General features: G+C 73.6%; 28 protein-coding genes. 18 read left to right on the top strand and 10 right to left on the bottom strand.

Going from position 1 to position 26,921, the window contains the following annotated elements; translation table 11 throughout:
* Positions 1 to 94 precede the first annotated feature (94 nt).
* Complete coding sequence (locus tag ABZ815_RS47910) at positions 95 to 940, bottom strand: class I SAM-dependent methyltransferase (RefSeq protein ID WP_357708739.1); 846 nt, start codon at positions 938 to 940, stop codon at positions 95 to 97.
* Positions 941 to 987: 47 nt separating this feature from the next.
* Here ABZ815_RS47910 and ABZ815_RS47905 point away from each other — a divergent pair, with 47 nt between their 5' ends.
* Positions 988 to 1,557 carry a helix-turn-helix transcriptional regulator gene (locus ABZ815_RS47905; RefSeq protein WP_357708737.1) on the top strand — a complete coding sequence of 190 codons (570 nt, stop codon included), beginning with the start codon at positions 988 to 990 and terminating at the stop codon, positions 1,555 to 1,557.
* 88 nt (positions 1,558 to 1,645) lie between these two features.
* On the opposite strand, the gene ABZ815_RS47900 is transcribed toward ABZ815_RS47905, so the two are convergent.
* A complete protein-coding gene (locus ABZ815_RS47900; RefSeq protein WP_357708735.1) occupies positions 1,646 to 1,990 on the bottom strand; it encodes a hypothetical protein in 345 nt (114 codons plus the stop codon).
* Between the two features lie 187 nt (positions 1,991 to 2,177).
* Between ABZ815_RS47900 and ABZ815_RS47895 the strand changes: the two genes are divergently transcribed.
* The 3 genes from ABZ815_RS47895 to ABZ815_RS47885 all read left to right on the top strand — a co-directional run bounded on the left by ABZ815_RS47895 (position 2,178) and on the right by ABZ815_RS47885 (position 4,251).
* Positions 2,178 to 2,606, top strand: a complete 429-nt coding sequence (locus ABZ815_RS47895; protein ID WP_357708733.1) for an ATP-binding protein — start codon at positions 2,178 to 2,180, stop codon at positions 2,604 to 2,606.
* Between the two features lie 101 nt (positions 2,607 to 2,707).
* The gene (locus ABZ815_RS47890) at positions 2,708 to 3,043 is read left to right on the top strand and encodes a YciI family protein (RefSeq protein WP_357708731.1); all 336 of its coding nucleotides are present in this window, start codon (positions 2,708 to 2,710) and stop codon (positions 3,041 to 3,043) included.
* Entirely contained in the window at positions 3,040 to 4,251 is a 1,212-nt protein-coding gene (locus ABZ815_RS47885; RefSeq protein WP_357708729.1) for a sigma-70 family RNA polymerase sigma factor, read from the top strand. The genes ABZ815_RS47890 and ABZ815_RS47885 overlap by 4 nt, the downstream gene beginning before the upstream one ends.
* Positions 4,252 to 4,320: 69 nt before the next feature.
* Here ABZ815_RS47885 and ABZ815_RS47880 read toward each other — a convergent pair whose 3' ends face one another.
* Positions 4,321 to 5,052 (bottom strand): ankyrin repeat domain-containing protein, encoded by a 732-nt coding sequence (locus ABZ815_RS47880; RefSeq protein ID WP_357708726.1) that lies wholly within the window; start codon positions 5,050 to 5,052, stop codon positions 4,321 to 4,323.
* Positions 5,053 to 5,666: 614 nt separating this feature from the next.
* Here ABZ815_RS47880 and ABZ815_RS47875 point away from each other — a divergent pair.
* Positions 5,667 to 6,008 carry an Lsr2 family protein gene (locus ABZ815_RS47875; RefSeq protein ID WP_357708723.1) on the top strand — a complete coding sequence of 114 codons (342 nt, stop codon included), beginning with the start codon at positions 5,667 to 5,669 and terminating at the stop codon, positions 6,006 to 6,008.
* Here ABZ815_RS47875 and ABZ815_RS47870 read toward each other — a convergent pair.
* On the bottom strand, positions 6,005 to 6,451 hold the full coding sequence (locus ABZ815_RS47870; protein ID WP_357708721.1) for a hypothetical protein: 447 nt from the start codon (positions 6,449 to 6,451) through the stop codon (positions 6,005 to 6,007). The genes ABZ815_RS47875 and ABZ815_RS47870 overlap by 4 nt on opposite strands.
* Before the next feature lie 170 nt (positions 6,452 to 6,621).
* Positions 6,622 to 9,882 (bottom strand): S8 family serine peptidase, encoded by a 3,261-nt coding sequence (locus ABZ815_RS47865; RefSeq protein ID WP_357708758.1) that lies wholly within the window; start codon positions 9,880 to 9,882, stop codon positions 6,622 to 6,624.
* A 465-nt stretch (positions 9,883 to 10,347) separates the two neighbouring features.
* Between ABZ815_RS47865 and ABZ815_RS47860 the strand changes: the two genes are divergently transcribed.
* A complete protein-coding gene (locus ABZ815_RS47860) occupies positions 10,348 to 12,471 on the top strand; it encodes a SpoIIE family protein phosphatase (RefSeq protein ID WP_357708719.1) in 2,124 nt (707 codons plus the stop codon).
* Between the two features lie 7 nt (positions 12,472 to 12,478).
* On the opposite strand, the gene ABZ815_RS47855 is transcribed toward ABZ815_RS47860, so the two are convergent.
* A complete protein-coding gene (locus tag ABZ815_RS47855) occupies positions 12,479 to 12,628 on the bottom strand; it encodes a hypothetical protein (protein ID WP_357708716.1) in 150 nt (49 codons plus the stop codon).
* A gap of 76 nt (positions 12,629 to 12,704) precedes the next feature.
* Here ABZ815_RS47855 and ABZ815_RS47850 point away from each other — a divergent pair, with 76 nt between their 5' ends.
* The 3 genes from ABZ815_RS47850 to ABZ815_RS47840 all read left to right on the top strand — a co-directional run bounded on the left by ABZ815_RS47850 (position 12,705) and on the right by ABZ815_RS47840 (position 15,016).
* Positions 12,705 to 13,574 carry a LysR family transcriptional regulator gene (locus ABZ815_RS47850; RefSeq protein ID WP_357708714.1) on the top strand — a complete coding sequence of 290 codons (870 nt, stop codon included), beginning with the start codon at positions 12,705 to 12,707 and terminating at the stop codon, positions 13,572 to 13,574.
* A gap of 49 nt (positions 13,575 to 13,623) precedes the next feature.
* Positions 13,624 to 14,373 (top strand): methyltransferase domain-containing protein, encoded by a 750-nt coding sequence (locus ABZ815_RS47845; protein ID WP_357708711.1) that lies wholly within the window; start codon positions 13,624 to 13,626, stop codon positions 14,371 to 14,373.
* A gap of 142 nt (positions 14,374 to 14,515) precedes the next feature.
* A complete protein-coding gene (locus ABZ815_RS47840) occupies positions 14,516 to 15,016 on the top strand; it encodes an anthrone oxygenase family protein (protein WP_357708709.1) in 501 nt (166 codons plus the stop codon).
* Here ABZ815_RS47840 and ABZ815_RS47835 read toward each other — a convergent pair.
* Positions 14,994 to 15,548, bottom strand: coding sequence for an AAA family ATPase (locus ABZ815_RS47835; protein WP_357708707.1), 555 nt, complete (start codon positions 15,546 to 15,548; stop codon positions 14,994 to 14,996). The genes ABZ815_RS47840 and ABZ815_RS47835 overlap by 23 nt on opposite strands.
* A 172-nt stretch (positions 15,549 to 15,720) precedes the next feature.
* On the opposite strand from ABZ815_RS47835, the gene ABZ815_RS47830 reads away from it, so the two are divergent.
* The 7 genes from ABZ815_RS47830 to ABZ815_RS47800 all read left to right on the top strand — a co-directional run bounded on the left by ABZ815_RS47830 (position 15,721) and on the right by ABZ815_RS47800 (position 23,044).
* Complete coding sequence (locus ABZ815_RS47830; RefSeq protein ID WP_357708705.1) at positions 15,721 to 16,527, top strand: hypothetical protein; 807 nt, start codon at positions 15,721 to 15,723, stop codon at positions 16,525 to 16,527.
* Positions 16,527 to 18,236: a peptidoglycan-binding protein gene (locus ABZ815_RS47825; RefSeq protein WP_357708703.1), complete on the top strand. Its 1,710-nt coding sequence runs from the start codon at positions 16,527 to 16,529 to the stop codon at positions 18,234 to 18,236. The genes ABZ815_RS47830 and ABZ815_RS47825 overlap by 1 nt, the downstream gene beginning before the upstream one ends.
* Complete coding sequence (locus ABZ815_RS47820; RefSeq protein ID WP_357708701.1) at positions 18,229 to 18,903, top strand: ABC transporter ATP-binding protein; 675 nt, start codon at positions 18,229 to 18,231, stop codon at positions 18,901 to 18,903. The genes ABZ815_RS47825 and ABZ815_RS47820 overlap by 8 nt, the downstream gene beginning before the upstream one ends.
* 2 nt (positions 18,904 to 18,905) lie before the next feature.
* Entirely contained in the window at positions 18,906 to 20,081 is a 1,176-nt protein-coding gene (locus ABZ815_RS47815; RefSeq protein WP_357708699.1) for an ABC transporter permease, read from the top strand.
* A gap of 15 nt (positions 20,082 to 20,096) precedes the next feature.
* Positions 20,097 to 20,783: a two-component system response regulator CseB gene (gene cseB, locus ABZ815_RS47810; RefSeq protein WP_357708697.1), complete on the top strand. Its 687-nt coding sequence runs from the start codon at positions 20,097 to 20,099 to the stop codon at positions 20,781 to 20,783.
* Positions 20,780 to 21,979, top strand: a complete 1,200-nt coding sequence (locus ABZ815_RS47805) for a HAMP domain-containing sensor histidine kinase (RefSeq protein ID WP_357708695.1) — start codon at positions 20,780 to 20,782, stop codon at positions 21,977 to 21,979. Before cseB ends, ABZ815_RS47805 begins: the two co-directional genes overlap by 4 nt.
* A 153-nt stretch (positions 21,980 to 22,132) precedes the next feature.
* Positions 22,133 to 23,044 carry a serine hydrolase gene (locus ABZ815_RS47800; protein ID WP_357708693.1) on the top strand — a complete coding sequence of 304 codons (912 nt, stop codon included), beginning with the start codon at positions 22,133 to 22,135 and terminating at the stop codon, positions 23,042 to 23,044.
* Here the strand turns inward: ABZ815_RS47800 and ABZ815_RS47795 are convergent.
* On the bottom strand, positions 23,013 to 23,621 hold the full coding sequence (locus ABZ815_RS47795) for a TetR/AcrR family transcriptional regulator (protein ID WP_357708690.1): 609 nt from the start codon (positions 23,619 to 23,621) through the stop codon (positions 23,013 to 23,015). The genes ABZ815_RS47800 and ABZ815_RS47795 overlap by 32 nt on opposite strands.
* Positions 23,622 to 23,694: 73 nt before the next feature.
* Here ABZ815_RS47795 and ABZ815_RS47790 point away from each other — a divergent pair, with 73 nt between their 5' ends.
* Positions 23,695 to 24,882, top strand: coding sequence for a cytochrome P450 (locus ABZ815_RS47790; RefSeq protein ID WP_357708687.1), 1,188 nt, complete (start codon positions 23,695 to 23,697; stop codon positions 24,880 to 24,882).
* Between the two features lie 75 nt (positions 24,883 to 24,957).
* Positions 24,958 to 25,395, top strand: a complete 438-nt coding sequence (locus tag ABZ815_RS47785; RefSeq protein WP_357708685.1) for a VOC family protein — start codon at positions 24,958 to 24,960, stop codon at positions 25,393 to 25,395.
* 17 nt (positions 25,396 to 25,412) lie between these two features.
* On the opposite strand, the gene ABZ815_RS47780 is transcribed toward ABZ815_RS47785, so the two are convergent.
* Complete coding sequence (locus ABZ815_RS47780; protein ID WP_357708682.1) at positions 25,413 to 26,636, bottom strand: beta-ketoacyl-[acyl-carrier-protein] synthase family protein; 1,224 nt, start codon at positions 26,634 to 26,636, stop codon at positions 25,413 to 25,415.
* Entirely contained in the window at positions 26,636 to 26,887 is a 252-nt protein-coding gene (locus ABZ815_RS47775; protein ID WP_357708679.1) for an acyl carrier protein, read from the bottom strand. Before ABZ815_RS47775 ends, ABZ815_RS47780 begins: the two co-directional genes overlap by 1 nt.
* Positions 26,888 to 26,921: the final 34 nt, after the last annotated feature.

Raw genomic sequence — 26,921 nt, 5'->3', positions numbered from 1 at the left:
GGCAGGACCTGGGCACCTCACCCTCATTCGGGCGGGGCGGCGGCTCAGAAGGGCGGCCGTCGGATCAGGGCCCGCGGGCCAGGTGGGCGGTGGGTCAGGGGCGGCGGGCGGCCCAGGCGGTCCGGGTGCCGCGTACGACGAGGTCGCGGCGCCCGAGGGACTCCGGGGAGTCGGCGGAGAGCAGCCGGTCGAGGGCCGCGAGGTCGGCGGCGGCCAGCTCCCCGTCGAGCCGCGACCGGTAACCGCCCAGCACGGCCTGCGCGTAGCGGACGGCGTTCGGCGGCGCCGGACTCACCTCGATCGGGAAGTCACGCCGCGCGGCCACCTCGAACCCGGCCTCCTCCAGGAACGGCCCCCAGTCGGGGTACGGGTCCGGGCCCGTGGCCGCCACCGCCGCCCGGCAGCGCGCCTCCAGCGCCGCCCCGGCCTCGTCGGGCAGGAAGCGCGGCATGCCGTCCATCTCGACGACCGCCAGCGTCCCGCCGGGGTCCAGCGCGGCGTGGATCTCGCCGAGCAGCCGCGCCGGGTCCTTGACGTGGTGCAGCGACGCGGCCGCCCACACCAGGTCGGCCGCGCCGATCGGGGGCAGGGCCTCGTCCAGGTCGGCCCGGACGAGGCGCACCCGCTCCCCCAGCCCCTGGCCGAGCGCCGCCGAGCGCAGCCGGTCGAGCATCACCGGCGACTGGTCGACCGCGACGATCTCGGCGTCGGGGAACCGGCGGGCGAGGGCCAGCGTGCCGGTGCCGGTGCCGGCGCCCAGGTCGGCGACCGTCCGCGGCGTCCGTACGGCCTGTTCGGCGATCCAGGCGGTCAGCTCGTCCAGGTACGTCCCGAGCACGTCGGCGTCCAGGTCGAGCAGGTCCGCCAGCCGGGACTCGTCGCCGAGATGAGGTCCGTGGTGATGGTGTCCATGGTGAGAGTGGTGGGAGTGTCCTTGCATGCCTTCACCGTAAGGCTCTCCTGCGCATGAGACATACACTCTTGCTCATGACGCAAGAAGTCGACCTGGACGCCGTGGTCCGCCGGCGCATCCGCGGCCTGCGGCTGGCCCGCGGCTGGTCCCTCGACGCCCTGGCCGCGCGGTGCCGGCTGAGCCCGTCCAACCTGAGCCGCATCGAGACCGGCCACCGCCGGATCGCCCTCGACCAGCTCGTCCCCATCGCGCGGGCCCTCGGCACGACGCTCGACCAGCTCGTCGAGTCCACCGAGGACGAGGACGTGGTGATCCGGCCGCTCCCCTGCGACCATCCGGGGATGACCGTGTGGCTGCTGTCCCGGGAGCGTTCGCTGCACGGTGTCACGGTCGCCAAGATGCGCATCACCCCCGACCGTCCGCTCGACCTCCAGGTGCATCCGGGGCGCGAGTGGTTCACCGTCCTGTCCGGGACGGCCCGCCTGCTGCTGGGCGAGCGGACCGTCCTGGTGCCGGCGGGCGACGCGGCCGAGTTCTCGACCATGACCCCGCACGCCATCGGCGCCCACGAGGGGCCGGTGGAGCTCCTCACCATCTTCGACCACGACGGCGAGCGCTCCCACCTGCACGCGGGCCAGGCGTAGCCGCAGCTGACGCGCTCCAGGCGATCGCCGAGACCGCCCGCCGCACCGCGGCCGCCCCCGGGGAGCCGGGATGACCCGGGCCGCTGGGTCAGCCGCCGCCGGTGCCGGCCGGGCCCATGCGGCCGCCGGGCCATGAGGTCTCCGGATGGGCCTGGCGCCAGGTCAGGAGTTGCCGGTCCAGCCGCTCCCGGTCGGTGAGGCGCGGCCTGGCGGGGCGCACGCCCGTACGTTCGAGCAGCTCGTGCGCGGCCTCCGCCAGCCGCAGCCGGGCCGGTGTGAACCGGCGTCGCAGCAGGTCGGCGGTCACCGCCGCGGTCAGCACCGAGGCCGGCCACAGCGCGGCCCTGCCCAGGCCGCCCCCGCTTCCCGTGATCTGCCCGTTCCCCTTGCGAAGGTCGATACCCGTGCTCTGGTCGCCGTCGCCATGCCGCATTCGTCAGCCTCCGGGTTCGTCTCGGGACCGTGGGCGTGCCGGAAGATTCTGCACTTATGGCGCTACCCGGTCCTGCGTCCGTCATGCCGCCGACTTGCGAACCGCGACGGTACACGTTTGAGTGACCGCCGACGGGAAAGCTGGAGGAAGGCCCGCCACCCCACCCGACCCCGTACACGAGACGATCATGACCCTTCAGTTCGAGTTGCAGTGCCCCATCAGCACTGACCTTGCCCTCATCAGGGATCTGATCCGCGCGCACGGCCACCACTGCGGACTGTCCGGCGACCGGCTCGAAGACCTGGTGGTGGCGGTCAACGAGGCCGTCACCAACGTGCTGGACCACGGCGGCAGCACGGGCATGGTGACCTCCCGCGCCGGCGCCGACGGCATGATCGTCGAGGTCCTCGACCTCGCCGGCCGGCTCACCCACGAGCACCTGGCCGCGGCCCGCCTCGACCCGACCGCCTCCCACGGGTACGGCCTGTGGGTCATCCAGCAGCTCTGCGACGAGGTCGTCCTGGAGCAGACCGCGCTCGGCTCGCTGCTGACCCTGGACCTGCGCAGCCACCCCCGTCCCGCTTTCCAGGACGCGCGCCGCGTCATGTCCGCCTGACGCTTCTCCCGCCGCCCGGAAAGAATTTCCCGGGACGTTGTCCGGTTCCGTCGGTCCCGTTCGTCACCATGGTGAAACGCCGTCCGACCGAGGAGCGCAAGATGAAGTACATGATGTTCGTCTGCACCGACACCGAGCCCGACACCGACCAGGAGAACCTGCCCGACGTCGAGGCGTGGGTGGCCGAGAACGACGCCCGCGGGCGGCGGGTGCGCGGCGCGGTGCTGGCGCCGCAGTCGGCCGCGACCACCGTGCGCGTGCGGCGCGGCGAGCTGGTCCTGTCCGACGGGCCGTTCGCCGAGACCAAAGAGGTGATCGTGGGCTTCGACCTGCTCGAATGCGCCGACCTGGACGAGGCCGTCGAGGTCGCCCGCACCCACCCGATGGCCAGGCACGGACGGCTGGAGCTGCGGCCGTTCGCCGATTTCGAGCAGTGAGGCGACACCTGGAGGAGGCGGCGGCGGAGGCGTACCCGCGGATCGTCGCCGCCCTGATCCGGGTCACCGGCGACTGGACGCTGGCCGAGGACTGCGCGCAGGAGGCGCTGGCGCTGGCCGTGCGGCGGTGGCCGCAGGAAGGGGTGCCGTCCAACCCGGGCGGCTGGCTCATGACGGTGGCGCGCAACCGCGCCGTCGACGCGCTGCGCCGCGTCTCGGTGGAGCGCCGCAAGCTGGCCGAGCTGGCGGCGCTCGCCCTGACCGTCCAGGACGGGCCCGGCGACGGGCGGGAGGAGGAGGTCGTGGACGACCGGCTGCGGCTCGTCTTCACGTGCTGCCATCCGGCGCTGGCGCTGGAGTCGCGGGTGGCGCTGACCCTGCGGACGATCTGCGGGGTGCCGACCGCCGATCTCGCCCGCGCCTTCCTGGTCACCGAGTCGGCGATGACCCGGCGGCTGACCAGGGCCAAGCGGAAGATCGCCGAGGCGGGCATCCCGTACCGGGTGCCGCGGGGGCCGGCGCTGGCCGAGCGGCTGCCGGGGGTGCTGGCCGTGCTCTACGTGCTGTTCACACAGGGGTACGACGCCGGCGGCGAGCCCGCGTTCGCCGAGGAGGCGATCCGGCTGGCGCGGCTGCTCCGGCGGCTCATGCCGGAGCAGGAGGAGGTGACGGCGCTGCTGGCGCTGTTCCTCCTGCAGCACTCCCGCCGGGACGCCCGCCGCGACGCCGCCGGCGACCTGGTCCCCCTCGACCGGCAGGACCGCTCCCGCTGGGACCGGGCCGCGATCGGCGAAGGGCTCGCCCTGCTGGCCGCGATCGAGGGCGACGGCCCGTACGGGCTCCAGGCCCGCATCGCCGCCTGCCACGCCACGGCGTCCTCGCTGCCCGGCACGGACTGGTCGCGGATCGCCCGCTGCTACGACGAGCTGGCCCGGCTCCACCCCACACCGGTGGTGGAGCTGAACCGAGCGGTCGCGCACGGGTACGCCCACGGGCCGCGGGCCGGGCTCGCGCTGCTGGAGCGCTCCCGCGCCGAGCTCGACGGCCATCCGCTGGCCCTGGCCGCCGAGGCCGACCTCGTCGCCCGTGACGGCGACCGGGCCCGCGCGGCGGCGCTGTTCCGCCAGGCCGCCGCCGTCGCCCACAGCGCCCCGGAACGCCGCGCCCTCCTCACCCGCGCCACCGAAACCGCCGCCGACGACGCCTAGGCCGTCACTCGGGCACCCCACTGGAGACCGTGAACCGGACTGGGGCGCGGCGCGGGGGCCCGCGCGAAATCAGTCGGCGGGGTGGCGGGGGCCGGGTTTGGCGCCGCGGGACGTGAGCCAGGATGCCAACTCGTCGGCTCCGGCGCGGCGGGCGGCGTCCAGCGGGGTGAGATCGTCGTAGCCCACCCAGGTGAGGTCGCCGCCGCGCTCCAGGAGGAACGCGGCGGCCTCCGGCTGCCCGCCGTGGCAGGCCGCCCACAACCCCTGCGTCACCTCCGCGCGTGACGGCGTCCCGGCCGCGAACGCCGCCGCGACCCGGTCCATCAGCCCGAGGACGGCGGCCTCCCACAGTTCGGCGGACGCGCCGCGCTCGACGAGGCGGCGGGCGGCGTGCCATTGGGCGAACGCGCACGCGTCCGACAGCGCCGTGCCGCCGCCGATCACCGCGCCGGTGGCCTCGACGTCGGCTCCGGCGTCCAGCAGGGCGTCGAGCACGGGGACGTCGTCGCAGCTCGCGGCCCACATCAGCGGCGTCTCGGCGTGCGGGCCGGCGAAGCGGGCGTCCACCTCGGCCCCGGCCGCCACCATCTCGCGTACGAGCGCCGGACCGCTCGGCACATGACCGGGCCAGTCGGTGAGGACGTGCAGCAGGGTGCGGGACACCCCGCCCGCCTCGCCCAGCCGTACGCGGGCCAGCTCGGGATGCCCGGCCAGCAGACGCCGTACGCCGTCGAGGTCGCCGAGCCGCACGGCCTCCGCCGCGCGCACCGCCAGCGGGTCCGCCGCGTCGAGGTAGTCCATCGGCTCATTGTCGCGGGACCCGGTCGGTCCCGCCAGGAACTCCCGGCGGGTCGCCGGAGTGGTTCGGCCGCCGCCGCCGATAAATCCGCCGGAAATAAAGGGACAGAACGCGGCGGGGCCCGTCCCATTCGCACTTGCACTTCTGCGGCCCGCCCGGAGTTGACGCCATAGGGCCCGGCCGGACCACTGCTGCCGTGGCGCCGGAAAACCGTGTGCCGCCGCCGGGAAGCGACGGCGGCGCGCACCCGGGACCCGCGCGCACACATTGAAGCACACCTTTGAATTCATCTTCGATAAGATGTGCGCCGCCGCGGCGTCCGCCTTCCCGCCCCTCCCCCGTCCGCGTGCGCACGCCCGGCGGCACGCCGCGCACCCTGCCCGTCCGCCCGTGCCGCGACCAGGAACGTGACATGGTCATTCCCAGGTGAGAAACGCAAGGCGGCCTCCGTGACAGCCCGGGCACACGCGGTGCGGGCCGCGTTTGAAATGCCTTTGACAGTCGGTGCGCCCGGCGAGTTCTCCTCGTTCACCGGCGCCGGGCCGAGGTAAGTTGCCCGCACGCTACTGAAGAGCGCTACAGTACGCAACAACCGTATCGAGCATGGAGTGCCACCATGGCTAAGCAGATTCAAGAGATTCTCATCGACGATGTAGACGGTGGGGAGGCTCATGAGACCGTCGTCTTTGCACTCGATGGCAGCAGCTACGAGATTGACCTTCATGAGGAGAAGGCGGACTCGCTGCGGAAAGCACTGGCGCCCTTCATCGTGAAGGCGCGTCCTGTTCGCGTGGATCGCGGTGGGCGCGGGCGCCGGGCGGCCGTCGGCGGCAGCCGCGCGTTGAGCCGGGAGAAGTCTTCGGAGATCCGGCAGTGGGCCAAGTCCAACGGTCTGCCGGTCAGCGAGCGCGGCCGGATCGCGGCCTCCGTGGTCGAGAAGTACGAGGCGGCCCACTAGGAGTGACGTGAGGCGCGCGCGGGCCGGCGGAGCAGTCCGGCGAGCCTGAGCGCCGCCATGACGGCCACCGCGAGGTGCGCCGAGACCAGGGCGATCTGGTAGATCCGCTGCCCGGCCGTGAGCTCGGCGGCGTAACCGCCGTCGTAGAACCCCGACACGAAGGCCAGCACCCCCGCGACCGCCAGCAGCACGGCGGACGGGACCGCGACGCCACGGCGGCTCCGGGTCGCCCCCACAGCCAGCACGACCTGCGCGACCATCATCGGGATCGGCGCGGACAACCGCGCCTGGGGGCCGAGGGCGTCCAGGAACGTCGGGTTCAGCCCGGCGGCGACCGCCATGAGGGCGCCGATCACGTCCATGGCGAGCAGTACGCCGACCCCGCCGAGCAGCGCCGAGTTGAGCGCCCGGCCGGCGGGGACCGCGGTGGTGGATGACGACATGTCCGTCTCCTGTCAGAGTCGTCCGAGATCGGGTGGTGTCTTCGATACTCGGCGAACGCCCTTGGCGACGACCTGGGAACGACTTGGCGCCGACCTGGACCACCGCGGCCGTCCCGCGGTGAGGCCCCTGTGGCCGCGGATGACCTACGCCCCCCGCGGCCACCGGCGGATCACTGGACGGTGATCTTGTCCACTTCGACGGTGATGCCCTTCACCTGCGGGGTCGAGGTGGCGGTCGTGATCCTGCCGACCCCCGCGCTGACCCCCTTGACCTTCATCGAGTACGTCAGGCTGCCGCCGGGCGCCCCCGGCGTGCTGCTGACGACCAGGTCCTGGGTGGGGGGCCCGGAGATCTGGGCGCCCGCGGTGCCCTCGGCGTTCTCGGCGCCGACCGTCAGGCCGTAGACGGCGGGCGGCGCGCCGGGCAGGTTGCCCGGGTCATAGGCGTAGCTGATGTCCTCCACGCCGTTGAGGCCGATCCACTGCTGGAACACCTTCAGGTCGGTGGTGCCGTAGAGGTTCAGCCGCCACTCCACCACCAGCCAGTCGTTGACCCCGTCGGTGAGGATCGTGGCCAGGACGCCCGGCGCGGCGGTGCCGTCGAGGTCGGTCCAGTAGGGGGCGAGCACGCCGTTGGGCCGAGCCGGGTCGGGCAGCGTCTGCGGCGTCGGTGAGACGTCGCCCCCGGTGGCCCCGCCCGCGACGCTGTAGCCGTCGGAGGTCACGCCGAGCCTGGTGTAGGCGCGTCCGGCGAACTGGAAGGCGGGCACGGTGAAGTTGAGCGCCTGCTCGTCGCCGATCGGGGTGGGCGTGACGCCGAAGGCGTCCAGCGGGATGTAGCCGGCCGGTCCGGCGCCGGGCGCGATCGCCGGGCGGGCGGGCTGGGTGGCGGCCAGCGTCGCCTTGGTGGTGGCGATCTGGGTGCCGACCTTGGTCGCGCCCGTGACGCTGTTCAGGCGCAGGCGGGCGTCGAGGGTGCTGAGCGCGGTGACCTCGGCGTCCTCGAAGGTGGTGTTGCGTACGGTGACCGTGCAGGTGGACTCGCCGGTGTTCCTGGCGATCGTGTCCGGGGCGCAGGTCTGGTCGACCGGCACCGAGCCCTGCTTGCGGTAGAAGGCCACCGGCAGGTGCAGCGCGCGGGAGCCGCCGGCCTGCTTCAGGTCGACCTGGCCGAAGTACTGGCCCTCGGGCAGTTCCGGCGCGGTGATGACGATGCTCAGCTTGACGCTCTTGCCGGCCGCGACGGTGAACACCGGCGGCAGCACGGTGACACTGGCCCCGTTCACGGTCGTGCCGGAGGCGGTGAAGGTGAGCGACGAGCCGGTGGTGTTGGTGACGGTGCGCTTGGCGGTGATGACGCCGGGCATGGTGGGCGCGTTCACCGAGGGCAGGTTGAGGTCGAGCCGGTTGAGCGGGTCGGTGGCCGAGGCGACGAAGCCGGCGGCGTCCTGGTCCAGGGTCAGTCCGGGGTCACCGGCCTTGGTCAGGTCGATGCGCCCGCCGCCCATGTCGAACGGGTCGGCCTGGGTGGTCCTGTCCTGCTTGGTGACCGCGGTCTTGGCCGTGGTCTCCAGGGCCGACTTGACCTGGCCGGGCGTCCAGGTGGGGTGCAGGGCGAAGACCAGCGCGGCCGAGCCCGTCACGTGCGGCGCCGACATCGAGGTGCCGGAGATGACCTGGTAGAGGTTGCCGGGCGGGCCTTCCAGCGGCGACTCGGGGGTCGGCGTCATGCCCGCCAGGATGTGCTGGCCGGGTGCGGTGACGTCCGGCTTGAGGAAGTCGCCGCCGGGGCCGCGCGAGGAGAAGTGCGCCATCGCGTCGCCCTGCCAGGTGGACTTGGCGCCCTGCGTGAAGGAGGCGGTGGCGCCGGGGTGGGCGGCGACGAAGGCCAGCAGGGTGTCGGCCTCGGGCTTGTCGACGTGCACGGACGGCAGCCAGTGGGCGTCGGTGAAGACGTCGAACGGGACGGTGTTGTAGAGGATCATCCCGGCCGCGCCGCCCTGCCGGACGTTGAAGCTCTTCAGCACGCGGTTGGGGGTGCGCTCACAGGCGACGATCTTCCCGGTGAAGATCCCGGGAGGCGCCGGGACGTCGCACGCGGCGCGCGAGTACGGCGGCGCCGAGGCCAGGACGACGGGCAGCGGCGAGGCCAGGCCCGCGGTGATGGAGGCGCCCTTGATCGTCGCCGTGGCGCCGCCGCCGGACAGCGTGACTGTGGACTGGTAGGTCCGGGACTGCGAGGAGGCGGCCACGGTGGTCACCCAGGGGCCGCGGTGGTCGGTGGTGCCGGCGCCGGGCCCGGAGTTGCCGGCCGAGGCCGAGACCAGCACGCCGGCGGCGTAGGCGTCGAGGAAGGCCAGCTCGACCGGGTCGCTGTAGGGGTCGCTGCCGCCGGAGACGGAGAAGTTGATCACGCGTACGCCGTCCAGGACGGCCCGCGCCACGGCCTGCGCCGAGTCGGAGGGGAAGCAGCCCTGCGCGCCGCACACCTTGTAGACCGAGACCTCGGCGGCCGGGGCGATGCCGTGGATGGGGCCGCGGCTGATGCCCAGCGGGTCGGCGTCGGCGACCGGGCCGCCGGCGGAGGTGCCGGCGGTGTGGGTGCCGTGGCCGTTGGAGTCGCGGGCGCTGTCGCCGTAGACCTCGCCGCCGTAGACGGCGTTGTAGGTCTCCATGAACGGCTGCCCGCCGATCAGCTTGTTGTTGCAGGCGAACGGGTCGCTGGCCGGGGTCAGCGGGTTGTCGCCGAAGTTGCACACGCGGGGCGTGCCGTCCTTGGTGGGCCCGGGGGCGGGCAGGCCGGGAGCGGCGGCGAAGGAGGGGTGCTCGGGCCAGGCGCCGGTGTCGAGCACGCCGACGATCACGCCCTTGCCCGAGGAGGAGCTGCCGCCGAGCTTGCCGTAGATCGTGTCGGCGCCGATGAACGCGGGACTGGAGTCGGTCAGCAGCTGCTGCGGCTTGTCCTCCTGGACGGCGACCGCGCCGGGCAGCCGCAGCACGTCGGCCACCTGGTCACCCGGGACGCGCAGCGCGATGCCCCCGTAGACGGTCCGGACGCGCTGGCCGACGACGGCTCCGGGGACCTTCTTGGCCAGCTCGCCCAGGAAGGCGTTCTCGACGTCCTGGATGTGGGTGCCGTACTTCTTGGCCTCGGCGCTTCTGGTGTCGAGGGACTTGCCGGTGACGGCGGGGCTGGTGGCCGGGAGCCCGGTCAGCCCGCCCTGGTAGGCGGCCAGGGAGTCGTAGTCCAGTTTGACCATGATGTTGACGGGCGCCGGCGAGGTGACCTTCAGCAGCGCCGCGTCGCTCTTGGCGAGCTTGCCTGTGGGGGACTTGGCGCCCTCGACCACCTCGGCGCCGGTGAGCGGCACGGACCGCCATTTCGCGGGCGGGGTCGGCGTGGCCTTCGCCATGGCCGGGCTCAGGGCCATCACGACACCGAGCCCGACGGCTACCGATGTCAACCGGCGTAAACGGGATGAGAACGAACGGGACAACACAAGACCTCCTGGCCGCTGAGCTGCACGAACCCGCCAGACCGGCCGAAGACGTCATGTCACCCCCACGCGCGCATGCCGGAGAGATCAATGACCCTCCCCGGTGGGTGACGAGCTGGACGCCTCCCCTCCCCGACGGCGGGGCGGCTTGGCATCCGAACCGGAGTGTAGACAGCGATCAACGGACCGAGAACCCCGCCGCTTTGTCACAATCCGGCCATCTGCCTCAGCGGCACCGCCGCCCGCATCCGGCCGTCGCAAAGCTCATATTCCTCCCACCACTTCGCCAGAATCCAGCAACGGTGACCTTCACCCCCAATACGGATATCTACAGTTGTCCCTATGGGCGATCAACGGGACACGGCGCCGACGTCAGCGCGGGACGGAGCGAGGTAGTCCGTGGGGGGCCACGCCGACGAGGGGACCCTGCCGTACATCTCGGCGCTGGACGAGGAGCTCGCCCAGGCCGCCCGTGACACCGGCGCGCACATCGGCGCGCTGTACCTGCTGACGGGCTCCCCGCAGGTCCTGGTGATGGAGGCGGAGATCGGGCTGCCCACGCAGCTCGTCAAGCCGTGGACCACCGTCAGGCTGGACGCCGGGGCGCCCGTGGCCGCGGCCGTGCGGCAGGGGCGGCTGGTCTGGGTGCCGACCGCGCAGGAGCTGGCCGGCCGCTTCCCGGGCACGGCCCTGGCCTTCCCGTACGTCTTCGCCTCGGCCTCCGCGCCTTTGCACAGCGACTCGCGCATGTGGGGCTCGTGGATCCTGCTCTGGCCGGAGGGGCGGCCGTCCGAGCTGAGCGGGCCGGAGCTGGAGGTGATCGAGGCCACGAGCGAACGCATGACCGCCGTCCTGGAGCAGGCCGCCGACAGCGGGTACCCGGTGTGTCCGGGGGGCGAGCCGCGCGTGCTGACCCCGGTGCCGCCGCCGATGCCCGACCCGTACGAGGCCGTGGCCGCGGCCGGCTACCTGGAGCGGCTGCGTGACGGCTCCGTCGCGCTCGACCTGGACGGCGTCGTCACCTTCGCCAGCCCCGCCGCCGCCGACCTGCTCGGCACCACCGTCTCCGAGCTGCTGGGCACGCCGCTGTGGGAGACGGCGACGTGGCTGAAGGACCCGGCGTTCCAGGACCGCTGCCGCGCGGCGGTGGTGGGCCAGCAGGTCGCCTCCTGCACCGCGCGCCGGCCGGACGGGCACGAGCTGGAGTTCGTCCTGCACCCGGACCCGACCGGCCTGAGCCTGCGCATCACGCCCTCGGAGGCCGACCTGCCCGCGCGGCGGCCCTCGCGCGCCAGGGCGCCGGGCCAGTCCGGGCTGCCGAGGACCGACGTCTTCTACAACTTCCTGCACATGGCCTCGGCGATGACCCGGGCCCTGAACGTCCGGGAGGTCGTCGATCTCATCGCCGACCACGTCATGCCGGTGTTCAAGGCGCGGGCGATGACGATCATGAGGGCGGAGAGCGGCCGGATGAGGATCGTCGGCTCGCACGGCTACGTCCCGGAGATCCTGGACCGGTTCGACGGTCAGACGCTGGCCGCGCCCAGCCCTGCCGAGCAGGTCGTCCGCACGGGCGAGCCGGCCTTCTTCGCCGACCGGGCCGAGCTGCGCCGGGCCTTTCCCGACACCGCCCAGGACGACGGCATGTCCGCCTGGGCCTTCCTGCCGCTGACCGTCGCCGACGACACCTTCGGCGTCTGCCTGCTGGCCTTCGACCATCCGCGGCCGTTCACCGACGAGCAGCGCGCGACGCTGACCACGCTGGCCGGGCTGATGGGCCAGGCCCTGGACCGCGCGCTCCTCTACGACACCAAGGACCGGCTGGCCCACAGCCTGCAGACCTCGCTGCTGCCCGGCAGCCTGCCCGACATGCCGGGCCTGGAGGTGGCCGCCCGGTACGTGCCCGCCACCCGCGGCGTCGGCATCGGGGGCGACTTCTACGACCTGATCCGCCTCAACGAGACCACCGCCGCCGCCGTCATCGGGGACGTCCAGGGACACAACATGACGGCCGCCGCGCTCATGGGCCAGGTGCGCACCGCCATCCACGCCCACGCCGCCGTCGGCGCCAGCCCCGGCGACGTCCTCCAGCACACCAACCGGCTGCTCATGGACCTGGACACCGACCTGTTCACGAGCTGCCTGCTCATCTACTTCGACCTGCGCCTGCGCACGCTGCGCGCGGCCAACGCCGGGCATCCCCTGCCGCTGCTGCGCCCGCCCAACATGCCGGCCGAGATCATCGACATCCCCGCGGGCCTGCTGCTCGGCATCGACGCCGACGCCGAGTACGCCACGGTGGAGGTGCCGTTCCCGCCGGGCGCCGTCCTGGCCCTCTACACCGACGGGCTGGTCGAGGCGCCGGGCGTGGACCTGGACGAGGCCATCGGGGGGCTGGCGGCGTACCTGACCAGCGCCCCGCGCGAGCAGCTCCAGCAGGTCGCCGGGACCCTGCTCGACCACGCCCCGCACACCGACGACATCGCGCTGCTCCTCCTGCGGCACCGCGAGAACGCGGGCTGACGGCCCGTCAGTGCGAGACGAACGTCCGGTGGTCGGCCAGGGCGAGCATCCGGACGAAGTCGAGCACCTTCAGCAGCCCGAGCCCCGCGAGCCGGACCGGGACGGGCCGGCGCGAGCCATAGGCGGCCGACCACAGGGCGGGTACGTGTCGTTCCATGCCGACCAGGATGTCCCCGCGCGCACCGATCCATCCAACACATCGTCTCGCTGGCTGCCATCGCTAATGTAGATGGATGGAACTGCGCCAGCTCCGCCACTTCGTCGCCGTCACCACGCACGGCAGCTTCACCGCCGCCGCCAGGGCCGAGCTGATCGTCCAGTCGGCGCTCAGCACGTCCGTCCGCAAGCTCGAACGCGAGCTCGGCGCCGACCTGTTCGAGCGCACCGGGCGGCGGCCGGTCCTCACCCCGGCCGGTCACGCCTTCCTGCCGGCCGCGCGGGCGCTGCTGGCCGACGCCGCGGCGGCCACCGACGCCGTGTCCGCCGTGTCCGGGCTGACCACCGGCCGGGTGGCGATCGGCACCATCCAGACGCTCACCAGCGTCGACCTGCCCGCCGAGCTGGCCGCCTTCCACCGCCTGTGGCCCGGCATCCAGATCTCGGTCCGCGACGCCCCGGTGGCCGGGCTGCTCGACGCCCTGCTCGCCCGCGAGCTCGACCTCGCCTATCTGGCGCTCGACGGCGCCGACCTGCCGGCGGGCCTGGCCGTGTTCTCCTCCTGGGAGGAGGAGCTGGTGCTGATGACCTCGCCCGGCCACCGGCTGGCCGGGGCCGAGCGGGCGCTGCTGTCGGAGCTGACGGAGGAGCCGTTCGTCGACTTCAAGGCCGGCACCGGGCTGGAGACCGCGGTGCGCCGGCTGGCCGCCGGGTGCGGGCTGCACCGGCAGATCACCTGCGAGGTCACCCAGATCCGGATGCTGGTCGACCTGGTGCGCGCCGGGATCGGCGTGGCGATCGTCCCGCGGCGGGTGGCCGAAGGGGAGGGGCTGCCCACCGTGCGGATCCGCCAGCCCGATCCGGCCAGGACGGTCGTGCTGGCCGGCCGCGCCCCCGTCCCCGCCAACCCGGCCGCTGGAGCCCTGCTGTCGCACCTCACCAGGTGACGCAATAACCGGTTGAACGGGTGGAGCCTTCGTGGTGGGATGACCCGCTGTGTCAGCGATCCAGGACCTCGTACGTCCCGACGTCTATCCGCTCTCCTCGAAGTACGACCCGGAATGGGTGCTCGGGCTGGACATGGGCCCCCATCCGCTGTGGCTGCTGGAGGACCTCGCCCGCGACCTCGACCTGAGACCCGGCATGCGGGTGCTCGACCTGGGCTCGGGCCTGGGCGCCACCTCGGTCTTCCTGGCCCGCGAGTTCGGGGTGGAGGTCGTGGCCGCCGACCTGTGGGTCGCGCCCGAGCGGGCGGCGGCCGTCTTCGCCGAGGCGGGCGTCGCCGGCCGCGTCCGGGCCGTACGGGCGGAGGCGCACGCGCTGCCGTTCGAGAAGGAGTCCTTCGACGCGATCGTGAGCGTGGACGCCTTCGAGTACTTCGGCACCGCCGACTCCTACCTGCCCTACCTCGTCCGGTTCGTGAAGCCCGGCGGGCAGCTCGGCGTCGCCACGCCCGGCATGACCCGCGAGGTCCGCGACCTCGGGCACATCCCCGCCCACGTCAAGGCCCTGGTCGGCTGGGAGGCGATCGCCTGGCACACCGCCGAGTGGTGGCGCTTCCAGTGGGAGGTCACCGAGCTGGTCACGGTGACGTCCGCGCGCCTGCAGGACGGCGGCTGGCACGACTGGCTGCTGTGGGCGCGCGCCCGGCGGGAGACGGCGACGATCGCCATGCTGGAGGCCGATCAGGGCGCGTATCTGTCCTTCGCTATGATCACCGCGCGCCGGAATGCGTCCGCGTCGTGACCGCGCGCCCGCGCCCGGGACGGCCTGGATCCTGGCGTATGGGCGGGAGAGTCTCGGCCATGGCCGCGCTCCCCCGCTCTGGCGTTGACTTGTCCTCGCGCGTCCGGGAGGTCGGGCGCGGGACGAGTAGGGGGAAACACTGATGTCGGTTCTGCGCACCGTCGTGCTCATCGTGGCGACCATGGCGATGGGGCTCGCGGCGGGCGTCTTCGGGCTCTACACGCACACCATCATGCGTGGCCTCGGCGCGACGGACGACCGCACGTTCGTCGGGGCGTTCCAGGCCATCGACCGGGCGATCCTCAATCCCTGGTTCATGCTCAGCTTCATCGGCGCGCTGTTCTTCACGGGCCTGGCGGCGGCGCTGCACCTCGGCCAGGGCGTGCGCGCGGTGCTGCCGTGGATCATCGTCGCGCTGGTGCTCTACCTGATCGCCTTCGTGCTCACGGTGGCCGTGAACGTGCCGCTCAACGACGCCATCAAGGCGGCCGGCGACCCGGACCGGATCGCCGACCTGGCCGCCGTGCGCCGCGCGTTCGACGAGGCCAAGTGGTCGGCCTACAACCTGGTCCGCACGATCACCAGCACCGGGGCGTTCGCCTCGCTGTGCTGGGCGCTGGTCAAGAGCGGCCGGGTGGGCTGACCCCCGCGTCGCGCTCGACCAGCGCGACCCGGTCGGCCAGCGGCGCGGCGGGGATCTCGACGAGGTCGAACCCGAGGTCGCAGTAGGTCCGCTCGTGCAGGCGCTCGAAGTCCAGCGAGTCCGCGTAGCTGATCCGCCTGGCGGAGGTGGCGCGGACGAACCCCTGGTTGCGGACGAAGAACACCTTCCCGTCGTACGTGCCCCGCGCCACCACCCGCTCGACCTCGCGGGCGAGCAGCGGCGACGTGGGGAACCCTAGGTAGCGGCTCAGCGCCAGCGTGCAGACCGGCGAGCGGTCGAAGAAGACGGCCGCCTCGCCCGCGGGCACGGATTCCTGGCGTCGCCGCTGGAGCGTGACGACCTCGTCGACGAAGGCGGGCTCGCGCCAGGGCTCCTCACGGCCGAGCGCTTCGCCGAGGGCTATGACGTCCGTCGCCGCCTCCTCGACGACGGTGTGCCCGTTGACCTCCAGCAGGCGCAGGACGGCCGTCTTCCCGGCGCCCGGGGCGCCGGTGAGAACGTGTCGTGGCACGACTTCTCTCCGATCTCGTGGGGGTTGATGTCAACCTAGGGGCGTTGATACGCGGCCGATACACGGCCGAGCGCCCGGTGATACCCGGCCAAGGCCGGGCGGACGGATAAGGGCTCCAAAGTGGCCGAGGCGTCGCGAAGGGCGGCGCGTCCCCACCTCGAAGGAGCCCTTGATGCGTGTGCTGGTGTGCGGTCGGCTCGGTCTGCTCGGTCTGGCGGTGCTGACCGGCTGCGGAGGGGCTCCGGCGGGAGAGGCGGCCCCGGCGCCCGGCGGGGGCGGCGCCGGGGCGGACAAGGTCCGTGAGCGGGAGACCGTCCTCGCCACCTGCATGAAGCAGAAGGGGTTCGCGTACACGCCCTCGGTCAGCCGGCCGAAGGCGCCCGACGCCGAACCCGCCGATTACGACGCGATCAAGGCCGAGCGTAGCAGGAACGGCTTCGGCGTCTTCTCCGCCATCGTCTATCCCAAGCCGCGCGAGACGCGGGCGCCGGACCCCAACCAGGCGACGATCGACGGGCTCTCCGGCGCCCGCCGGGACGCCTACCTCAAGACCATGAACGAGTGCCGCGTCGACGCCCTGCGGCAGGTGAACGGCCTGAAGGTCACCTCGCTCGCCGACTACCAGGACCAGATGAGCACCGAGATCGAGAACATCGACAAGATGCTCGACGGCGATCAGAAGCTGGTGGAGCTGGCCGGGCCGTTCGCCGAGTGCCTGAAGTCGAAGGGCGAGCGGGTGGCCTCCGCCCGGCCGCTGGCGCTGAGCGCGCGCGGGATGATGCTGTGGGCCGAGCAGGCCGACCGGCTCGGAAAGGCGGGCAAGGTCACGGCCGCAGTGGCCCGGCCTTACCTGGCCAAGGAGATCAGGTCGGCGCTGGTCGACCTGGAGTGCGGCAAGGACTTCTACGCGGCCTTCGTCCCCCTGCAACGGCGGCTCACCAACGAGGCCCGGGTGAAGTACGGGTTCCAAGAGCGGTGATGCGCACTCCTCGCGGCAAGCTGCTGCTCGTGCTGAGCGGAGTCCTGGTGGTCGCCGGGACCGGCTGGGGGGTGGGCACCCTGCTGCGCTCCCCGGCCGACGAGGCGGCGGCGCGCAGACCGCCCGTGCCGTCGCTGGTCACCGTCGAGGTCGAGCGGCGGGAACTGGTCGCCACCGTCGTCGTCAGCGGCACGCTGGAGTATGGCTCTCCCCGTCCGGTGACGCTGGCCGGGGTGGTGGGCGGGAGCGAGACCGTCCAGCGCGCCACCCGAGCCCCGCGGCGGGGGACGCTCGTGGAGGGCACGGTGCTGATGGAGGTGAACGGCCGGCCGGTGTTCGTCTTCGCCGGGCGGGTGCCGATGCACCGCGGCCTCGTCCCCGGCGCCGAGGGGGACGACGTCCGGCAGTTGCAGAAGGCGCTGCGCCGGCTCGGTCACCGCGTGCCCGTGACCGGCGTGTTCGACGCGGCGACCGTCGCCGCCGTGTCGCGCCTCTACGCCGGGCGCGGCTACGAGGCCCAGCAGCCCACCCTGGAACTGCGGCAGCGGCGCGACGAGCTGACGCGGGCCGTACGGACCGCGCGGGAAGTGCTCGTGACCGAGACCAAGGCCCTCGACCAGGGCAGGGACGTGCTCCCGCTGAAGCTGCGGGTGACCGGCGCCCGCCGCGACCTGCGGGAGGCGGAACAGGCGCTGAAGAGCGCGCGGGCGCAGGAGCACACCGCCGAGGACGAGGCCAGGGTGGAGGCCGCCGAGAGCGCCGTGCGGGCCGCCGAGGAGAAACTGCTGGCGGCGCAGCAGGAGCTCACCCAGGCCGGGGCGACACCCACGGCGGCGCCCACGGCGACGCCGACGACAACCGCCGTCGGAACACCCCCGGCCCCGGCCGACACCCGTCTGCTCGAACTCCGGGTCGCCAACGCCCGCGCGGACCTGGCCGCCGCCCGGTCGGCGCTGGACCGCGTACGGGAGGAGGCCGGCGCGGCGCGCGCGAAGCGGCTGACCGACCTGGAGAAGGCCGTACGGACGGCGCGAGAGGCCCTGGCCACCGCCGAGCAGGCGCTCAGGCAGGCCAGGCAGCTCTCCCCCGCCGAGCTGAAGGTCGCCAACGCGCGCAGCGACCTGGCGGCGGCCCAAGCGCTGCTGGCCGAGTTCTCCCGGACCTACGGCACCACCGTGCCGCCGGGAGAGGTCGTCTTCCTGCCCAGGCTGCCCGCCCGCCTGCACAAGCCGTCCGTCAAGGCGGGCGAGCCGGTGGACCAGGCGGTCGCCACGGTCACCGACTCCGCCTTCGTGGTGTCCGGCTCGGTGGACGCGGCCGAGGCCGAGCGGGTGAAGGCGGGTCTGGAGGCGAGCATCGAGACCGAGTCCGGCGCGACCGTCCCGGGCACGGTGACAGCCGTCGCGGGGCGCGACACGCAGGGGGCCGTGCCGGTGACGGTCACGCCCGACTCGATGAAGGGGCTGCGCAAGCTGGCCGGCGGGCCCGTCACGGTCCGCGTCACCATCGGCGCCACCGGCCGGAAGGTGCTCGTGGTCCCCGTCGCGGCGGTCGTCACGGCGGCGGACGGCAGGGCCAGGGTGCAGGTGGAGACCGCGCCCGGCCGGACCAAGGAGGTCGAGGTGCGCACCGGCCTGTCCGCCGACGGCGCCGTGGAGGTGACCGGCGACCTCGGGCCGGGCGAGCGGGTGGTGGTCAACAGTGGCTGAGCCCGTCATCCTGCTCCAGGAGCTGACCAAGGAGTTCCCCGCCGATCCGCCCGTCCGGGCGCTGGCCGCCGTCGACCTGCGGGTCGAGCGGTCGGACTACGTGGCCGTCGTCGGCCCGTCCGGGTCGGGGAAGTCGACCCTGCTCAACACCCTGGGTTTGCTCGACCGGCCGACCCGCGGCAGCTACCGGCTCGACGGCATCGAGACCACCACGCTCAAGGACGGCGCGCGGACCGCCGTCCGGGGCAGCCGGATCGGTTTCGTCTTCCAGTCCTTCCACCTGCTGCCGCACCGCAGCGTCCTGGAGAACGTCATGCTGGCCGAGGTCTACGGCAGGACCCCGCGCGCCGGACGGCGGGAGCGCGCGACGCGGGCCCTGGAGCGGGTGGGCCTGTCGCACCGGGTGGGCTTCCTGCCCGGCCGGCTGTCCGGCGGCGAACGGCAGCGCGCCGCCATCGCCCGCGCCCTGCTGGGCGAACCGTCGCTGCTGCTGTGCGACGAGCCCACCGGCAACCTCGACAGCAGGAACACCGGCGCCGTGCTCGACCTGTTCGACGACCTGCGCGCCCAAGGGATGACCATCGTCGTCATCACCCACGAGACCGAGGTGAGCGACCGGGCCGGACGCCGGGTGCGCATCACCGACGGCGTCCTCACGGAGGAGTAGACGTGCACCCGCGCGACCTGCTGAACGAGGCCCTGGCGGGCCTGCTGGCCCGCCCGGTGCGCTCGGCCCTGACCACGCTGGGCACCGTGCTCGGCATCACCACGCTCGTGGTCACCCTGGGCGTCGCCGCGACGGCCGGCAACCAGATCGTCGGCCGCTTCGACGAGCTGACCGCCACCTCCGTCACCGTCGAGGTCCCGGCGCACACGTTCCCGCTGGTCGAGTGGGCCGACGTGAGCCGGGTGACCCGGCTGCGCGGGGTGGTCGCCGCCGCCGCGCTGGCCGAGTCGGACCTGGGCGCCAACCTCGTCGTCCGCTCCAACGACGTCGTGGACCCGGCCCGCCTCACCGACCAGACGCTGACCGTGGTCTCCAGCAGTCCCGGCCTGCCCGCGGCGGTCAGGGGACGGATGGTCGAGGGCCGCTACTTCGACGCCGGGCACGTCGCCCGCGGTGACCGGGTCGTCGTGCTGGGCCAGCAGGCGGCCCGGCTGCTGGGCATCACCGGGCTGGCCCGGGCCCCGGCGGTCTTCATCGGCACCCGGGCGTACACGGTGATCGGGGTGCTCGGGGATCTGCGGCGGGAGAAGAGCCTGGCGAGCGCGGTCATCCTGCCGCCGACGGCCGGTCGGCCCTACGGCCTGGGCACCGTGACCCGCGTCCTGGTCGACACCGCCCTCGGGGCCGCCGACCTGATCGCGCGGCAGGCGCCGGCCGCGCTCAGCCCCGGCAACGAGGCGCTCCTCCAGGTCCTCTCGCCGCCCAGCCCCACCAGGGCCCGCGACGCGGTGCAGAGCGACGTCAACGCGCTCTTCCTGATCCTCGGGCTGGTCTCCCTGGTCGTCGGCGCGGTCGGCATCGCCAACGTCACGCTGGTGACCGTGATGGAACGCGTCGCCGAGATCGGGCTGCGCCGGGCGCTGGGCGCGGCGCGCCGCCACATCGCCGGGCAGTTCCTGGTGGAGTCCACCCTGACGGGGCTGATCGGCGGGGTGCTGGGCGCTTCCGTGGGGATTTTGGTGATCGTCGGGGTCTGCGCCGTCAAGCAGTGGACGCCCGTCCTCGACGTACGGCTGGCCTTCATGGCCCCCGCGGCCGGGGCCGTCGTCGGGCTGCTCGCGGGCCTCTATCCGGCGCTGCGCGCCGCCCGCATGGAACCAGTCAATGCACTTCGCTAGGTATGGTGCGATTTCATGACATCCCTGCTGCTCGTCGAGGACGACACCGTGATCCGCACGTCGCTGGGCATGGCCCTGGAACGTTACGGCTATCAGGTGACCACGGCCGCCGACGGGCTCGACGGGCTGGAGGCAGCCCGCACCGGCGACCACGACCTGCTGCTGCTGGACGTGATGCTGCCCGGCCTGGACGGCATCAGCGTGTGCCGCAGCATCAGAGAGACCAGCCAGGTGCCGATCCTGATGATGTCGGCCCGCGGCGACGGGCTGGACATCGTCGCCGGGCTGGAGGGCGGCGCCGACGACTATGTGGTCAAACCGGTCGACCTGCCGGTGCTGGTGGCCCGGATCCGGTCGCTGCTGCGCCGGACCACCTTCGCCCGTACGCCGGCCGCCGAGGCGGGGGCGGGCCAGGCCGTGCTGGAGTTCGGCGAGCTGAGCGTCGACACCGGCGCGCTGGAGGTGCGGCGGTCCGGCCGGCGCGTCGAGCTGTCGCCGACCGAGCTGCGGCTGCTGCTGGAGTTCGCCGCCCATCCCGGCATCGTCCTGGAACGGGCGACGCTGCTGCGCAACGTGTGGGACTACGGATGGGACGGCGACAGCCGCGTGGTCGACCTGTGCGTGCAGCGGCTGCGCAGGAAGATCGGCACCGAGCGCATCGAGACCGTGCGCGGGTTCGGCTACAAGCTGGCCGTCACGTGAACCCGGCCTCGCTGCGCTGGAAGATCGCCGCTCTCGTCACGCTCGCCGCGACCGTCGTCGCCGCCGTGGTCGGGCTGCTGGTGCACCGGGCGACCTGGCAGCAGGCGCTCGACATGGGCCGGGCGCGGGCCGAGGTGGCCCTGGACGAGACGCTGGCCTCCGGGAGCGCCGAGGACGTGGTGCCCGTCGACGAGCTCCCCGACGAGCTGGCCGGCCTGCTGCGGCCCGGCCGCCGGGTGGTCTGGTACGGGCTCGACCACCGGGACGAGCCGTGGGTGTGGGCGGTCCAGCCGTACGGCGGCGACGGCGCCGAGGTGGTGAGCGTGCAGATCTCGATGGGCTCCGACGTGCGCGGCCTCCAGGCGCTCGACCGGAACATGGCCAAGGCCGGGCTGCTCGCCCTGGCCGGGGTGGTGCCGGTGTCGATGCTGGCGGCCGAGCTCCCCAACCGGCGGCTGCGGCGGGTCGCGCGCACCGCCCGCCGGATCGCCGGGGGCGACCTCGCGGCCCGTACGGGCGCGCGCGGCCGGGACGAGATCGCCCGCATCTCCGCCGCCGTGGACTCCATGGCGGCGAGCCTCCAGCACCGGCTGCTGGCCGAGCAGCGCTTCACCGCCGACGTCGCGCACGACCTGCGCACCCCGCTGATGGGCCTGGTCGCCGTGGTCGAGCTGCTGGACGAGGGCGAGGTCACCGACCTGGTACGCGACCGGGTGCGGGTGCTGCGGACGCTGGTGGAGGACCTGCTGGAGGTGTCCCGGCTGGACGCGGGCGCCGAGGTCGCCGAGCGGGTCCGGGTTCCCCTCGCCGCGCTGGCCGGGGAGTCGGCGGCCCGGGTGGGGGTCGAGGCGCGGGTGCTGGCCGACGGTGACCCGGTGGCCGGGACCGACCCGCGGCGCCTGGACCGGATCCTCGCCAACCTCGTGCTCAACGCCGACCGGCACGGCGCGGCGCCGGTGGAGATCACGGTCGGCGACCGCGTGATCGAGGTGCGCGACCGGGGGCCCGGGTTCCCGCCGGAGCTGCTGGCCGACGGGCCGCGCCGGTTCCGTACGGGGGCCGCCGAGCGGGGCCGCGGTCACGGCCTGGGGCTGACGATCGCGCTGGGCCAGGCGCGGGTCATCGGCGCCGAGCTGACCCTGGCCAACGCCCCGGACGGCGGCGCGGTCGCCGTCGTCCGCCTCCCGGCGGATTGACGCCGGACACGGATCATCGACGCCGGGCCGACGCGCGCATCGATGACGCCGGGCCGATGCGCGGATCTTTGATGCCGGGCTGATACACGGCCGAGCGCGGGTGGATGCGCGGCCACGGCCGGACGGACACGCGCGCCGCGCACGCTGTCCGGTATGCGACGTTCCTTGATGTTTCTGCTGCTGGCGGGCGTGCTGTCGGGCTGTTCCGGCGCCCCCTCGGTCACCGGGGACGCGTCCCTGCCGTGGCCGTCCGAGGGGCAGGCGGCGGTCGAGGTGGAGGACGTGGGCAGCCTCGGCGTCAGCGGCGACCCGCGGCCGGTGCCGATCGCCAGCGTGACGAAGGTGATGACCGCGTACGTGATCCTGCGCCGCCACCCGCTCCGGCCCGGCGACGACGGCCCCCTGATCACCGTGGACCGCACGGCGGCCGAGGAGTCGTTCTCCCGGCTGGAGTCCACCGTGCCGCTCACGCAGGGCCGGACCGTGCCGCTGCGGCGGCTGCTGGAGCTGATGATGGTGCCCTCGGGCAACAACGTGGCCCGGCTGCTGGCCCGCTGGGACTCCGGCTCCCAGGAGCGCTTCGTGGCCCGGATGAACGCCGCGGCACGGCGTCTGGGCATGACGGGCAGCACGTACACGGGGGCCAGCGGCAACGAGGACACCACCGTCAGCACCGCCGCCGACCAGCTCAGGCTGGCCAGGGAGGCGATGCGCGACCCGGTGCTGCGGGCGGTGGTGGCGCAGACCGACACCTCCGTCCCGGGTGACGCCAGGCGGCTGCACAACACCAACACGCTGCTGAACAGGCACGGCGTCATCGGCATCAAGACCGGCTCGGGCACGGCCGCGGGCGGCAACCTGATGTGGGCCTCCCGCGTACGGGGTCACCTGGTGCTGGGCGTGATCCTCGGCCAGGCCGCGCACACCGACCCGGCCTCCGCCAAGGCCGCGGCGCTGGAGGCGGGCGGCCGGATGAGCGCGGCGGTCGAGCGGTGGCTGCTCGACCGGCCCGCGACCGGCGGGCAGGCTCAGGTCACGGACGGTCCAGGCTCGACAGGCCGTTGACGGCGACCTCGATCCCGCGCCGCCCGGCGGCCAGGACGTCGTCGTCGGAGCCGCCCTGCTGCTGGGCGACCAGCCCGGCCACGGCCAGCGCCCCCATGAAGCCGCCGACCGCCGCCCCCGCCTCCACCGGGTCCAGCTCCGGGCAGACCTCGCACAACGCCCAGGCCAGCCGGGGCTGGGTCTCCATCATGAGCGTCAGCCCGCGGGCGCGCAGCGCGGGCTCGGTGACCATCAGCCGCGCCCGCAGCGGCGACAGCGCGAAGTCGAGCTCGTCGTCGGCGGCCAGGCTGCGCACCAGGGCCTCGAACATCCGGCTCAGCAGCTCCCCCAGCGGCTCCCCCGGCCGCCGGCCGGCGATCACCTCCAGCATGGCCCGCTCGCGATCCTCGGCCTGGAGGAAGAGCACGTCCTCCTTGCTCGCGAAGTACGCGAAGAAGGTGCGGGGCGCCACGTCGGCGGCGGCGGCGATGTCGGCGACGGTGGTCTGCTCGTACCCCCGCTCGGCGAACAGCCGGACGGCGGCCTCCAGCAGCGCGCGGCGGGTGCGGGCCTTCTTGCGTTCGCGATGACCTTCCACGGCGCCACCCTACTGCATGCCCTGCTTTTATGCACAGGTTGCAATTTCGCAGCCTCTGCGCTTTTCTGGGGACATGGACATCCTTCAGAGCCTGCCGCTCGAACGCGAGGACCCGTTCGAGCCGCCCGCCGAACTGCCCCGGCTGCACGGCCCGCTGCACCCGATGATCTACGCCGACGGCCGCCCCGGCTGGCTGGTCACCGGCCACGCCGAGGCCCGCGCGGTGCTCGACGACCCGCGCTTCAGCAACACCTCCCAGGGCGCCGCGCCGCCGATCAAGGAGCTGGCGCCGCCCGAGGGCCTGGCCGACCTGGTGATCCCGCCGGGCTTCTTCATCGCCATGGACGACCCCGAGCACGCCCGCTACCGCAAGCTGCTCACGGGCCGGTTCAGCATGCGCAGGATGCGGCTGCTGGAGCCCAGGATCCAGGAGATCATCGACGGCCGGCTCGACGAGATGGACCGCGCGGGAGCGCCGGCGGACCTGGTGAGCGCGTTCGCGCTGCCGATCCCGTCGCTGGTGATCTGCGAGCTGCTCGGCGTCCCGTACGGGGAGCGCTCGCGCTTCCAGGACACCACCGCGCGGGCGGTGAACCTGGACAACACCGCCGAGGAGCGCGGCGCGGCGGGCGCCGAGCTGATGGGCTACCTGTCGGAGCTGGTCTCCCGCAAGCGGGCCGAGCCCGGCCAGGATCTGCTCAGCGAGCTGGTCTCCGGCGGCGAGCTGAACCACGAGGAGCTGACCGGGGTGGCCACCCTGCTGCTGACCGCCGGTCACGAGACCACCGCGAACATGCTGGGCCTGGGCACGTTCCTGCTCCTGTGCCGTCCCGAGCAGGCCGAGCTGGTGCGCACCGACCCCGGCGTCGCGGCGACCGCCGTCGAGGAGCTGATGCGCTACCTCAGCATCGTGCACATCGGCCCGATCCGGGTCGCCAGGGCCGACGTGCCGCTCGCCGGACGGACGATCAGGGCCGGGGAGACCGTGACCCTCTCCCTCCCGGCCGTCAACCGCGACCCGGCCCGCTTCCCCGACCCCCACCGCTTCGACGTCACCCGCGAGGCCGGGCAGCAGCTCGGCTTCGGCCACGGCATCCACCAGTGCCTGGGCCAGCAGCTCGCCCGGCTGGAGATGCGGCTGGCCTACCCGGCGCTGCTGCGCCGCTTCCCCGGTCTGCGGCTGGCCGTGCCCGCCGGGGAGGTGCCGATGCGGCCGCGCGCCACCATCTACGGTGTGGCCGCCCTGCCGGTCACCTGGTGAACCCGCCGCCGCGTTTGAGCCGCCGCCGTCCCGTGCAGAGAGCATGACGACGAGACGATCACGGGAGGCGCGCGCATGGCCGGTCAGGACGGCGGGATCAGGTTGTGTCAGGTGGTGCTCGACTGCACCGACGCCAGGGCGCTGGCGGAGTTCTACCGGTCCCTGCTGGACCTGGTCTACCGGCCCGGCGACGAGCCGCCCGAGGCGGGGGCCGACGACGAGCGCGGCCGCGACTGGCTCGTGCTGAGAACCGCGGACGGCGCCCCACGACTCGCCTTCCAGCAGGTCGAGACGTTCCCGGAGGCGACCTGGCCGGACCCGCGGGTGCCCCAGCAGCTCCACCTGGACCTGACCGTGTCGTCCGTCGAGAGCCTGCTGGAGCAGCACGAACGCGTCCTGCGCCTGGGCGGCCGACTGCTGCTGGACCGGATCGACGACGACGAGGAGCCCCTGCGGGTCTACGCCGACCCGGCCGGCCATCCGTTCTGCGTGTTCGTCTCCGCGCGGGGATGACCGTCCGGCGGGAGCGGTCAGGGCGCGGGTGAGAAGACCAGCGTGGCGTTGTGGCCGCCGAAGCCGAACGAGTTCGACATCACCGGCCCCCTCGCGATCGGGCGGGGCACGGGTGAGGCGTCGATGTCGCAGCGCGGGTCGAGCCGCTCCAGGTTGGCGGTCGGCGGCGCGGTGCACTCGGCGATCGCCAGCACGCACGCCACCGCCTCGATCGCCCCGGACGCGCCGAGGGCGTGGCCGGTCACCCCCTTGGTCGCGCTCACCGGCACGGCGGCGGGCCCGAAGACGCGGCCGATCGCCTGCGCCTCGGCCAGGTCGTTCAGCTCGGTCCCGGTGCCGTGGGCGTTGACGTGCACGATGTCCTCGGGCGCGACACCGGCGTCGGCGAGCGCGGCGTCCATGCACCTGCGGGCGCCCTCGCCGCCGGGCGCGGGGGCCGTCAGGTCGTGGGCGTCGCTGGTGCGGCCGTAGCCGGACACCTCGGCGTGGACGCGGGCCCCGCGGCGCACGGCCTCGTCGAGGCGTTCCAGCACGACGAAGGCGGCCCCCTCGGCCAGCACGAACCCGTCGCGGTCGGCCTCGAACGGGCGGCAGGCGGCCTCGGGGTCGTCGTTGCGGGCGGACAGGGCGCGGCACCGGCTGAAGCCGTGCAGCATGCCCGGGGTGACGTTGGCGTCCCCCGCGCCGGCCACGACCAGGTCGGCCGAGCCGTCGCGGATCAGCCGGACGCCCTCGCCGATCGCGTGCGCCCCGGAGGCACAGGCGGTGACCACGGACATGCTCGGCCCGCGGATCTCGTACCGCATGCCGATGGCGGCGGCGCCGGCGTTGGGCATGATCTTCGGGATGAAGATCGGCGACAGGCGCAACGCCCCGGCGCCCGGCGTGTCGAGCAGCGCCGACTCGTACGTCTCGGTGCCGCAGAAGGAGCTGCCCGCCACCACCGCGCGCCGCTCGGGCGGGACCCTCGGATGGCCGGCGTCGGCCAGCGCGTCGCCCGCCGCGCACACCGCCAGCAGCGACGCCCGGTCCAGCCGCCGCGCCTGCCGGTCCGTCAGGTACGCCGACACGTCCAGGTCCGGGACCTGGCAGGCGAAGCGCACCGCCAGCGTGGACACGTCGAACGACGTGATGGTCCGTGCCGTCGAACGTCCGGCCAGCAGCGCGTTCCACAGCTCCTTGGGGCCGGCTCCGGCAGGCGTGCGCAGGCCGAGCCCGGTCACCGCGACCCGGGGTCGCATCAGCCGCCCACCGCCGTCAGGTGGCGGCGGATGACGGCGGCCATGTCGGCGACGGTCCTTACCCGCTGGAGGGTCTCGTCGGCGAAGGTGCCCCATTCGTCCTCGACGGCGGCGTACAGCTCGGCGAAGTCCAGGCTGTCGGCGTCCAGCTCCTCGCGCAGGTCGGTGTGCGGGTTGATCTGGGCCGTGCTGACGCCCAGGACCCGGGCGCAGTGGCCGCGGAGCACGTCTGTTATCTGGTCGTCGGTCATGGTGCCGTCCGTTCTCTCGGCGGATGGGTGGCGT

This window comes from Nonomuraea sp. NPDC047529 (assembly GCF_040642995.1).
Classification (GTDB): Bacteria; Actinomycetota; Actinomycetes; order Streptosporangiales; family Streptosporangiaceae; genus Nonomuraea.
Note: the sequence above shows the minus strand (reverse complement) of the source record. Positions and strands in the feature narration are given on the sequence as shown.

What these genes read in the sequence shown, in the direction of transcription:
- ABZ815_RS47825 (WP_357708703.1), top strand. Translation starts at nt 16,527, where the DNA reads ATGCGCACTCCTCGCGGCAAGCTGCTGCTCGTGCTGAGCGGAGTCCTG.
- ABZ815_RS47785 (WP_357708685.1), top strand. Translation starts at nt 24,958, where the DNA reads ATGGCCGGTCAGGACGGCGGGATCAGGTTGTGTCAGGTGGTGCTCGAC.
- ABZ815_RS47855 (WP_357708716.1), bottom strand. Translation starts at nt 12,628, where the DNA reads ATGGAACGACACGTACCCGCCCTGTGGTCGGCCGCCTATGGCTCGCGC.
- ABZ815_RS47790 (WP_357708687.1), top strand. Translation starts at nt 23,695, where the DNA reads ATGGACATCCTTCAGAGCCTGCCGCTCGAACGCGAGGACCCGTTCGAG.
- ABZ815_RS47780 (WP_357708682.1), bottom strand. Translation starts at nt 26,636, where the DNA reads ATGCGACCCCGGGTCGCGGTGACCGGGCTCGGCCTGCGCACGCCTGCC.
- ABZ815_RS47880 (WP_357708726.1), bottom strand. Translation starts at nt 5,052, where the DNA reads ATGGACTACCTCGACGCGGCGGACCCGCTGGCGGTGCGCGCGGCGGAG.
- cseB (WP_357708697.1), top strand. Translation starts at nt 20,097, where the DNA reads ATGACATCCCTGCTGCTCGTCGAGGACGACACCGTGATCCGCACGTCG.
- ABZ815_RS47900 (WP_357708735.1), bottom strand. Translation starts at nt 1,990, where the DNA reads ATGCGGCATGGCGACGGCGACCAGAGCACGGGTATCGACCTTCGCAAG.
- ABZ815_RS47830 (WP_357708705.1), top strand. Translation starts at nt 15,721, where the DNA reads ATGCGTGTGCTGGTGTGCGGTCGGCTCGGTCTGCTCGGTCTGGCGGTG.
- ABZ815_RS47910 (WP_357708739.1), bottom strand. Translation starts at nt 940, where the DNA reads ATGCAAGGACACTCCCACCACTCTCACCATGGACACCATCACCACGGA.
- ABZ815_RS47865 (WP_357708758.1), bottom strand. Translation starts at nt 9,882, where the DNA reads ATGGCCCTGAGCCCGGCCATGGCGAAGGCCACGCCGACCCCGCCCGCG.
- ABZ815_RS47850 (WP_357708714.1), top strand. Translation starts at nt 12,705, where the DNA reads ATGGAACTGCGCCAGCTCCGCCACTTCGTCGCCGTCACCACGCACGGC.
- ABZ815_RS47775 (WP_357708679.1), bottom strand. Translation starts at nt 26,887, where the DNA reads ATGACCGACGACCAGATAACAGACGTGCTCCGCGGCCACTGCGCCCGG.
- ABZ815_RS47870 (WP_357708721.1), bottom strand. Translation starts at nt 6,451, where the DNA reads ATGTCGTCATCCACCACCGCGGTCCCCGCCGGCCGGGCGCTCAACTCG.
- ABZ815_RS47890 (WP_357708731.1), top strand. Translation starts at nt 2,708, where the DNA reads ATGAAGTACATGATGTTCGTCTGCACCGACACCGAGCCCGACACCGAC.
- ABZ815_RS47895 (WP_357708733.1), top strand. Translation starts at nt 2,178, where the DNA reads ATGACCCTTCAGTTCGAGTTGCAGTGCCCCATCAGCACTGACCTTGCC.
- ABZ815_RS47800 (WP_357708693.1), top strand. Translation starts at nt 22,133, where the DNA reads ATGCGACGTTCCTTGATGTTTCTGCTGCTGGCGGGCGTGCTGTCGGGC.
- ABZ815_RS47905 (WP_357708737.1), top strand. Translation starts at nt 988, where the DNA reads ATGACGCAAGAAGTCGACCTGGACGCCGTGGTCCGCCGGCGCATCCGC.
- ABZ815_RS47875 (WP_357708723.1), top strand. Translation starts at nt 5,667, where the DNA reads ATGGCTAAGCAGATTCAAGAGATTCTCATCGACGATGTAGACGGTGGG.
- ABZ815_RS47840 (WP_357708709.1), top strand. Translation starts at nt 14,516, where the DNA reads ATGTCGGTTCTGCGCACCGTCGTGCTCATCGTGGCGACCATGGCGATG.